The organism is Streptomyces sp. GB4-14, from assembly GCF_022696125.1.
In the GTDB taxonomy this organism is placed as follows: domain Bacteria; phylum Actinomycetota; class Actinomycetes; order Streptomycetales; family Streptomycetaceae; genus Streptomyces; species Streptomyces werraensis.
The window spans coordinates 319414-330273 of record NZ_RZHO01000001.1 but is presented as its reverse complement, the minus strand read 5'-3'; the positions used below and the strand labels follow the sequence as shown (position 1 = coordinate 330273).

Genomic DNA, 10860 nt, shown 5'->3' with positions numbered 1-10860 from the left:
TGGAGGATGGTTATGTCCGCGCCGGACGAGCAGGTTGTCGACGCACTGCGAGCCTCGCTGAAGGAGAACGCCAGGCTTCAGCAGGAGAACAGCGAGCTCGCGGCCGCGGCCACGGAGCCCATCGCGATCGTCTCCATGGCCTGCCGGTACGCCGGCGGGATCCGCAGCCCCGAGGACCTGTGGCGGGTGGTGTCCGAGGGCGCCGACGTCTACACCCCCTTCCCCGACGACCGGGGCTGGGACCTGGAGGGCCTCTACCACCCCGACCCCGACAACCCTGGCACGACCTACGTGCGTGAAGGTGCCTTCCTCCACGACGCCGCCCGGTTCGACGCCGCGTTCTTCGGCATCTCGCCGCGCGAGGCGTTGGCGATGGACCCGCAGCAGCGGCAGTTGCTCGAAGTGTCCTGGGAGGCCCTCGAACGGGCCGGCATCGACCCCCACTCGGTGCGGGGCAGCGACATCGGCGTCTTCGCCGGCATGGTGCACCAGGACTACGCCCCCGACCTGAGCGGCCACGAGGACTTCCTCAGCCTGGAACGCGCGCTGGGCACCGCGGGCGGCGTCGCCTCCGGACGTGTCGCCTACACGCTCGGACTGGAGGGCCCCGCCGTCACGGTCGACACCATGTGCTCCTCGTCGCTCGTGGCGACGCACCTCGCCGCGCAGGCGCTGCGCCGCGGTGAGTGCTCGATGGCGCTCGTCGGCGGCTCCACGGTCATGGCCACGCCCGGCGGATTCGTGGGCTTCGCACGGCAGCGGGCCCTCGCCTTCGACGGGCGCTGCAAGTCGTACGCCGCCGGCGCCGACGGTTCGGGCTGGGCGGAGGGCGTGGGCGTCCTGCTCCTGGAACGGCTCTCGGTCGCCGAGAAGCGCGGCCACCGGATCCTCGCGGTACTGCGCGGCAGCGCCGTCAACCAGGACGGCGCGTCCAACGGCCTCACCGCGCCCAACGGGCCCGCGCAGCAGCGGGTCATCCGCAAGGCCCTGGCCGGCGCCGGTCTCTCCCCGGCCGACGTGGACGCGGTGGAGGGCCACGGCACGGGCACGGTCCTCGGCGACCCGATCGAGGCGCAGGCGCTGCTCGCCACCTACGGACAGGGCCGCGACCCGCGGAAGCCGCTGTGGCTCGGCTCGGTCAAGTCGGTCATCGGGCACACGCAGGCGGCCTCCGGGGTGGCCGGTGTCATCAAGACGGTGCAGGCGCTGCGGCACCGGGTGCTCCCGGCGACCCTGCACCTGGACGCGCCGACCCCCCAGGTGGACTGGTCGGCGGGCGCGGTCGAGCTGCTCACCGAGACCCGGGAGTGGCCGGACCAGGGCCGTCCGCGCCGGGCGGGGGTGTCCTCGTTCGGGGCCAGCGGCACCAACGCCCACCTGATCCTGGAGGAAGCGCCGCCGGAGGCGAACGAGACCGCCCGGGACGACACGCGGGGCGCCGGGCCCGCCGACGCGGTGCCGCTGGTGGTCTCGGCGGGAACCGCGACGTCCCTGGCGGCCCAGGCGGAACGGCTGGCGGCGTTCGTGGAGTCCGGCGCCGGCGGCGCGTCGCTCACCGACGTCGCCGGCGCCCTGGTGACCGGGCGTGCGGTGCTGGGGGAGCGGGCGGTCGTCGTGGCCGGCTCCGACACGGAGGCCCTCGCCGGACTGCGCGCCCTCTCCCGGGGCGAGAGCGCGCCAGGGGCCCTCTCCGGCTCGGGGACGCCGGGCAAGGTCGTGTGGGTGTTCCCGGGGCAGGGCTCGCAGTGGGCGGGTATGGGCCGGGAACTCCTGGACGCCTCACCGGTGTTCGCGGCGCGGATCGCCGAGTGCGCCGCCGCTCTGGAGCGGTGGGTGGACTGGTCCCTTGTCGATGTGCTGCGGGGTGAGGCCGAGCCCGGAGTGCTGGAGCGGGTGGACGTGCTCCAGCCCGCCAGCTTCGCCGTGATGGTGGGTCTGGCCGCCGTATGGCAGTCCGTCGGCGTCGAGCCCGACGCGGTGGTCGGCCACTCGCAGGGCGAGATCGCCGCCGCGTGCGTGTCCGGAGCGTTGACGCTGGAGGACGCGGCGCGGGTCGTGGCCCTGCGCAGCCAGGCCATCGCCGAACGGCTCGCGGGACGCGGGGGCATGGCCTCGGTCGCCCTGAACGAGGCCGAGGCGGTCTCCCGTCTGGAACGCTGGGCGGACCGGGTCGAGGTCGCCGCCGTCAACGGGCCGTCCTCCGTGGTGATCGCCGGTGACGCCGAGGCGCTGGACGAGGCGCTCGACACCCTGGAGGACCAGGGCGTACGGGTGCGGCGGATCGCCGTGGACTACGCCTCCCACACCCGGCACGTCGAGCGGATCCGCGACACCCTCGCCGACGCCCTGGCCGGCATCGGCGCGCAGGCACCCGCCGTCCCCTTCTACTCCACCGTCACGGGCGAGTGGGTGGAGGACGCCGGCGTCCTGGACGGCGCCTACTGGTACCGCAACCTGCGCGGCCAGGTCGGCTTCGGCCCGGCGGTGGCGGAACTGGTCCGCCAGGGCCACGGCGTCTTCGTCGAGGTCAGCGCCCACCCCGTCCTCGTCCAGCCGATCAGCGAGACCGTCCACGACACCGGCGGCGGCACGGCCACCGGCACCGGGGACGTCACGGACGTGGTGGTGACCGGTTCGCTGCGCCGCCAGGACGGCGGACCGCGCCGGCTCCAGACCTCGATGGCCGAACTGTTCGTACACGGCGTGCCCGTGGACTGGAGCAAGGTGCTGCCCGACGGCGCCGCCGCGGCACGCGTCGACCTGCCGACGTACGCCTTCGACCACCAGCACTACTGGCTGACGATGGACGGCACGGCCACGGACCAGGCGTCGCTCGGACTGACCGGCGCCGACCACCCGCTGCTCGGCGCGGTGGTGGAACTGCCCCAGTCCGACGGCCTGGTCTTCACCTCCCGCCTGTCCCTCCAGTCCCACCCCTGGCTCGCCGGGCACGCGATCGGCGGGGTCGTCATCGTCCCCGGCACGGTCTACGTCGATCTCGCCGTGCGCGCCGGCGACGAGTTCGGCCACGGCGTGCTGGAGGAACTCGTCATCGAGGCGCCGCTCGTGCTGCCCGAACGCGGCGGCGTGCGCGTCCAGGTCGCGGTGAGCGGACCGGGCGCGAACGGCCTGCGCACCGTCGACGTGTACTCCCTGCGGGAGGACGCCGCCGGCGAGGGCGGCACCCACGGGTGGACCCGGCACGCCACCGGACTCCTGTCGGCCGCGCCCGCCGCCCGGGACGCCGGCGACTTCGACTTCGCCGCCTGGCCGCCCCCCGGCGCCCAGCCGGTCGACGTCGAGAACTTCTACGACGACCTGACCGAGCGCGGCTACGCCTACGGGCCCGCCTTCCAGGGCCTGCGTGCCGTCTGGCGGCGCGGCGAGGAGGTCTTCGCCGAGGCCGCCCTGCCCGAGGAACAGCGCGAGGACGCAGGCCGGTTCGGTATCCACCCGGCGCTCCTCGACGCCGCCCTCCACACCAACGCCCTCGCCGCGCCGGACGACGGCCGCAAGGTGCTGCCGTTCGCCTGGAACGGTCTCGTGCTGCACGCCACGGGCGCCTCGGCGCTGCGGGTGCGGGTCGCGCCGTGCGGACCGGACGCCCTGTCGTTCCAGGCCGCGGACGAGACCGGCGGCCTCGTGCTGACCATGGACTCGCTGGTGTCCTTGCCGGTCTCCACCGACCAACTGGACGCCGCCGCGGCTCACGACACCCGCGACGCGCTGTTCGGCGTCGAGTGGACCGGGCTGCCCGCCGTCCAGGAGGCGGTGCCGGTTCCGGTGTGGGTGCCGGTCGTTTCGGCCGAGGATGTGGTGGAGCTGGCCCGTGGTGCTGGGGCCGGGGTTCCGGCTGTGGCGGTGCTGGAGGCCGTCGCGGCTGGTGATGGTGGTGTGGATGCTGTCCTGGGGCTTACGTCGCGGGTGCTGGGTGTGGTGCAGGCGTGGCTGGGTGTGGCGGGGTTGGAGAACTCGCGGCTGGTGGTGGTGACCCGGGGTGCGGTGCCTGCCGGTGACGGTGTGGTGAGTGATCCGGCGGGGTCGGCGGTGTGGGGTCTGGTGCGGGCCGCGCAGGCGGAGAATCCTGACCGGATCGTCCTGGTCGACGCCGATCCGGCCGCCGCTGCCGGCGACGGGCGGGACGCGGTCCTGGCCGCCGTGACGGCGGGCGACGAACCACAGCTCGCCGTGCGCGGAACGACCCTCTCCGTTCCCCGCCTCGCCCGCGTCACCGGCCAGGTCCCCGACAACCCCGACGTCTTCCGGCCCCAGGGGACGGTCCTGGTCACCGGCGGCACCGGCTCCCTCGGCGCGCTGGTGACCCGGCACCTCGTCACCCGGTACGGCGTACGCCACCTGGTCCTCGCCGGCCGACGGGGCCCGGACGCCGAAGGCATGCCCGAACTCGTCGCCGAACTGGCCGAACAGGGCGCGGCGGTCTCCGTCGTGGCCTGCGACGTCTCCCGGCACGCCGACGTCGAGGCCCTGCTGGCCTCCGTAGCGGACGAGCACCCCCTGTGCGGCGTGGTCCACCTCGCCGGCGTGCTGGACGACGGGGTGATCGCGGCCCTCACCCCCGAGCGCCTCGCCACGGTGTTCGCGCCCAAGGTGGACGCCGTCCGCCACCTCGACGCACTCACCCGCGACCTGGACCTCGACGCGTTCGTCGTGTTCTCCTCCGCCGCCGCGCTCATGGGATCGGCGGGCCAGGGCAACTACGCCGCCGCGAACGCCTTCCTCGACGGCCTGATGGCCACGCGCCGCGAGGCGGGCCTGCCCGGCCTCTCCCTGGCCTGGGGCCTGTGGGAGCAGAGCACCGGACTGACCGCCCACCTCGGCGCCGTCGACCAGGCGCGGATGAGCCGCGGCGGCGTCCTCGCACTAACCCCGGCCGAAGGCCTGCACATCCTCGACCTCGGCCTGCACATGGGCCAGGCACTCCTCGTACCGATCAAACTCGACCTGCGGACGCTGCGCGGCCAGGCCGGGGACGGCGGGGGAGTCCCGCATCTGCTGCGCGGCCTCGTACGCGCCGGCCGCCGCTCGGCGCGGGCCGCCGCCGGCGACAGCGGCACCCTGGTGCGCCGCCTCGCCGGTCTGTCCCAGGCCGAACAGGAAAGCGTCCTGCTCTCCGTCGTACAGACCGAGGCGGGCGCCGTACTCGGCTTCACCAGCCAGGAACTGACGCAGGGCACGCGCGGATTCAGCGACATCGGCTTCGACTCTCTGACCGCCGTCGAACTGCGCAACCGGCTCAGCGCGGCGACCGGCGTGAAACTCCCCGCCACGCTGATCTTCGACTATCCGACGCCCGTCGCCCTGGCCCGCCACCTGCGCGAGGAACTCGGCGACGCGGACACCACGGTGACCGGCGTCCCCGCCGCGGGCACGGCCACGGCGGCCGCCACCGCCGACCCCGGCGAACCCATAGCGATCGTGGGCATGGCGTGCCGCCTGCCGGGCGGCGTGTCCAGCCCCGACGACCTGTGGCACCTGGTCCGGGAGGGCCGCGAGGGCGTTTCCGCCTTCCCCGACGACCGGGGCTGGGACCTGGAAGGCCTCTTCGACGCCGACCCCGACCGCGCCGGCACGTCCTACTCCACCCAGGGCGGTTTCCTGGAGGGCGCGGGTCTCTTCGACGCCGGGTTCTTCGGGATCTCGCCGCGTGAGGCGCTGGCGATGGACCCGCAGCAGCGGCTGCTCCTCGAAGCCTCCTGGGAAGCACTGGAGAACGCCGGTATCGACCCGAGCACGGCACGGGGCGACAACATCGGCGTCTTCTCCGGCGTCTCCATTCACGACTATCTCGAGTCCCTGAGCAACATGCCCGCCGAACTCGAAGGCTTCGTCACCACCGCCACCGCGGGAAGCGTGGCCTCGGGCCGGGTCTCGTACGTCTACGGCTTCGAGGGTCCCGCGGTCACCGTGGACACGGCCTGCTCGTCGTCGCTGGTCGCGATGCACCTGGCCGCGCAGGCCCTGCGGCAGGGCGAGTGCACGATGGCCCTGGCCGGCGGCGTCGCCGTCATGGGCTCCCCGATCGGCGTCCTCGGCATGTCACGCCAGCGGGGTCTGGCCGCCGACGGCCGCTGCAAGGCGTACGCCGACGGCGCGGACGGCACCGTCCTGTCCGAGGGCGTCGGCCTGGTCGTCCTGGAGCGCCTCTCGGTGGCCCGGGAACGCGGACACAAGGTCCTGGCCGTCATACGCGGCAGCGCCGTCAACCAGGACGGCGCGTCCAACGGTCTCACCGCGCCCAACGGTCCCTCGCAGCAGCGGGTGATCCGGCGGGCCCTGACCAGCGCCGGGCTGTCGGCGGCCGACGTGGACGCCGTGGAGGGCCACGGCACCGGCACGGTCCTCGGCGACCCGATCGAGGCGCAGGCGTTGCTTGCCACGTACGGCAAGGGCCGGGACGCCGAACGTCCTTTGTGGTTGGGGTCGTTGAAGTCGAACGTCGGTCATACGCAGGCGGCGGCGGGTGTGGCCGGTGTGATCAAGATGGTGCAGGCGCTGCGGCACGGCGTCCTGCCCCCGACACTGCACGCCCAGCAGCGCACGACTCGCGTGGACTGGACGGAGGGCGCCATCGAGCTGCTGAACGAGGCGCGGGAGTGGCCGCGGGAGGGCCGTCCGCGCCGGGCCGGTGTCTCGTCCTTCGGTATCAGCGGGACGAACGCGCACCTGATTTTGGAGGAGGCGCCGGAGGAGGTGGCTGAGCCGCCTCTGTCTTCGGCTGGTGTGGTGCCGTTGGTGGTGTCGGCGCGCAGTGCGGGGTCGTTGGCCGGTCAGGCGGGGCGGCTCGCCGCGTTCGTCGAGGGCACGGACGGGGTGTCACTGGCTGCCGTGGCCGGTGCGTTGGTCGCGGGGCGTGCGGTGCTGAGCGAGCGCGCGGTGGTCGTGGCCGAGTCGGGCGCGGAGGCCCTGGCCGGCCTGCGGGCGCTGGAGCGCGGCGAGAGCCCGGCCGGCTTGGTCACCGGAAGGGTGAGCGGTGCGGGTGCGCCGGGCAAGGTGGTGTGGGTGTTCCCGGGGCAGGGCTCGCAGTGGGCGGGTATGGGCCGGGAGTTGCTGGACGCCTCGCCGGTGTTCGCGGAGCGCGTCGCGGAGTGTGCGGCTGCTTTGGAGCCGTGGGTCGACTGGTCTTTGGTTGATGTGTTGCGGGGTGAGGTGGAGCCCGCGTTGCTGGAGCGGGTGGATGTGCTTCAGCCGGCCAGTTTCGCGGTGATGGTGGGTCTGGCGGCGGTCTGGTCGTCGGTGGGTGTGCTGCCGGATGCGGTGGTCGGTCACTCGCAGGGTGAGATCGCTGCGGCGTGTGTGTCGGGTGCGTTGTCGCTGGAGGATGCGGCGCGGGTGGTGGCACTGCGGAGTCAGGCCATCCGCGATCAGCTCGCCGGGCGGGGCGGTATGGCTTCGGTCGCGCTGAGCGAGACCGACGCTCTGGCGCGCCTGACGCGTTGGGCGGACCGGGTGGAGGTGGCGGCTGTCAACGGCCCGTCCTCCGTGGTCGTTGCGGGTGATGCGGAGGCGCTGGACGAGGCGCTGGAGGCCCTGTCGGCCGAGGGCGTGCGGGTGCGGCGGGTGGCGGTGGACTACGCCTCGCACACCCGGCACGTGGAGGACATCCGCGAGATCCTCGCCGAGACTCTTGCCGGGGTGAACGCACAGGCGCCGATGGTGCCCTTCTACTCGACCGTGACCGGCGAGTGGGTGGACCAGGCGGGTGTGCTGGACGGCGCGTACTGGTACCGCAACCTGCGCGGCCAGGTCGGTTTCGGCCCGGCTGTCGCGGAGTTGACCGGTCAGGGCCACGGTGTCTTCGTCGAGGTCAGCGCGCACCCGGTGCTGGTCCAGCCGATCACGGAAATCCTTGATGACGGCACTGATGCCGTGGTGACCGGTTCGCTGCGCCGCGACGACGGGGGCTTGCGTCGGCTGCTGGCCTCGATGGCCGAGCTGTTCGTGCGTGGTGTGCCCGTGGACTGGACCGGTGTGCTGCCGGAGGCCGGGGCGACCTCGGCACGGCTCGATCTGCCGACGTATGCCTTCGATCACCGGCATTACTGGCTTCAGACGGCGCGGTCGGTGACCGATGCGGTGTCGTTGGGGCAGGCGGCGGCGGATCATCCGCTGCTCGGTGCGGTGGTCAGGTTGCCGCAGACCGACGGACTGGTCTTCACCTCGCGTCTGTCGTTGAAGTCGCAGCCCTGGCTGGCCGATCACGCCGTGGGCGGTGTGGTCGTCCTGCCCGGCACGGGTCTGGTGGAGCTGGCGGTGCGGGCCGGTGACGAGGCCGGCTGCGGGGTGCTGGAGGAACTGGTGACCGAGGCGCCGTTGGTGGTGCCGGAGCACGGCGGGGTGCGCGTCCAGGTCGCCGTGGGCGCACCGGGCGAGAACGGCTCGCGCACCGTCGAGATCTTCTCCCAGCGGGAGGACGCTGCCGACGACGGGGACACATGGACCCGGCACGCCACGGGGCTCCTGTCGGCGTCGGTGCCGACCGGCGGCGGGGAACACGACTTCACGGCGTGGCCGCCGCCCGGAGCGCAACCCGTCGAGGCCGATGACCTCTACGCCGGTCTGGCCGACCAGGGCTACGGGTACGGTCCCGCGTTCCAGGGCGTGCGGGCGGTGTGGCGGCGCGGCGAGGAACTGTTCGCCGAGGTCGCCCTGCCCGAAGAGCACGGCAAGGACGCCGACCGGTTCGGCATTCACCCCGCGCTGCTCGATGCCGCCCTGCACGTCTCCGCGACCGATGTGGCGACGGTGAACGGCGACGGTCCGCGCCGGCCGTTCGAGTGGAACGGCCTGGTCCTGCACGCCGCGGGTGCCTCGGCCCTGCGGGTGCGACTGGTGCCCGGGGAGACCGACACCCTGACGCTGGAGGCGGCCGACGAGACCGGTGCCCTGGTGGTGTCGGCGGACTCGGTGGTGATGCGCGCGCTGTCCGCCGAGCAGTTGGCCCGGCCCGACGGCACGGCGAGCGCCAACTCGCTGTTCCTGCTGGACTGGACGGAGGTGCCCGCCGTCCAGGAGGCGGTGCCGGTTCCGGTGTGGGTGCCGGTCGTTTCGGCCGAGGATGTGGTGGAGCTGGCCCGTGGTGCTGGGGCCGGGGTTCCGGCTGTGGCGGTGCTGGAGGCCGTCGCGGCTGGTGATGGTGGTGTGGATGCTGTCCTGGGGCTTACGTCGCGGGTGCTGGGTGTGGTGCAGGCGTGGCTGGGTGTGGCGGGGTTGGAGAACTCGCGGCTGGTGGTGGTGACCCGGGGTGCGGTGCCTGCCGGTGACGGTGTGGTGAGTGATCCGGCGGGGTCGGCGGTGTGGGGTCTGGTGCGGGCCGCGCAGGCGGAGAATCCTGACCGGATCGTCCTGGTCGACGCCGATCCGGCCGCCGCTGCCGGCGACGGGCGGGACGCGGTCCTGGCCGCCGTGACGGCCGGCGACGAACCACAGCTCGCCGTGCGCGGAGCCGCTCACTTCGTGCCCCGCCTCGCCCGCGTCACCGACGACGGACGAGTCCCGGACGGCACTCCCGTGTTCGACGCCGAGGGGACCGTGCTGGTCACCGGAGGCACCGGATCGCTGGGAGCACTCGCGGCACGGCACCTGGTCAGCCGGTACGGCGTGCGGCACCTGGTCCTGGCCGGCCGCCGGGGCCCGGACGCCGAGGGTGCGCAGGAGCTGGCGGCGGAGCTGACCGGACTGGGGGCGGCCGTCGAGGTCGTCGCCTGTGACGTGTCCGACCGCGCTCAGGTCGAGGCCCTCCTCGCCGCGGTGCCCGACGCGCACCCCCTGCGCGGTGTGATCCACACGGCCGGTGTGCTGGACGCCGGAGTCATCGGGGCGCTGACCCCGGAGCGGCTGGCGCGGGTGTTCGCGCCCAAGGTGGACGCCGTCCGCCACCTCGACGCACTCACCCGCGACCTGGATCTGGACGCGTTCGTCGTCTACTCGTCCGTCTCGGCGGTGTTCATGGGCGCGGGCAGCGGCAGTTACGCGGCGGCCAACGCCTACCTGGACGGTCTGATGGCCGCCCGGCGGGCCGCGGGTCTGCCGGGGCTGTCGCTGGCCTGGGGCCTGTGGGAGCAGACCAGCGGCATGGCGGCGAACACCGACGAACTCACCCGCTCCCGGATGAACCGGCGCGGCGGCCTCCAGATGATGACCCTGACGGAGGGCATGGACCTCTTCCACGCCGCGCTGGGGTCCCCGCGGTCGCTCCTGGTGCCCGCCAAGCTGGACCTGCGGGGAGTACGGGCGGACGCCGCGGCCGGTGGGGGAGTACCCCACATGCTGCGCGGCCTGGTCCGCACCGGGCGGCGGTCGGCGCAGACGGGCACCGCCCAGGACGGCGAGCTGCTGCGCCGCCTGGCAGGGCTCCCCACCGCCGACCAGGAGAAGACCCTCGTCGACCTCGTACGCGGCCAGGCCGCGTCCGTGCTCGGGCACGCCGGACCGGACGGGGTCCGCGCGGACACGGCGTTCAAGGACACCGGGTTCGACTCGCTCACCTCCGTGGAACTGCGCAACCGGCTGCGGGCGGCCACGGGACTGAAGCTCCCCGCCACCCTGGTCTTCGACTATCCGAACCCGCAGGCCCTCGCCCGGCACCTGCACACCGAACTGTTCCCGGACGGCGGCACGGCCGGCCAGGACGTGGACGAGGAACGACTGCGGCGCGCACTCGCGTCGCTCCCGCTGGCCCGGATCCGGGCAGCCGGCCTGATGGATGCCCTGGTCAAGCTGGCCGCCCTCGACGACGGCACACCGGTCACCGGCGCATTCGACGACGCCGACGAGGAAATGGCGGTCGCCGAGCTGGACGTCGACGACCTCGTGCAGCTCGCGCTCGGCGACAACTGACCC

1 protein-coding gene is annotated in these 10860 nt (G+C 73.7%); it reads left to right on the top strand.

Going from position 1 to position 10860, the window contains the following annotated elements:
- Nucleotides 1–45: 45 nt before the first annotated feature.
- Nucleotides 46–10857, top strand: coding sequence for a type I polyketide synthase (locus ELQ39_RS01010; protein WP_443334321.1), 10812 nt, complete (start codon nt 46–48; stop codon nt 10855–10857).
- Nucleotides 10858–10860 lie beyond the last annotated feature (3 nt).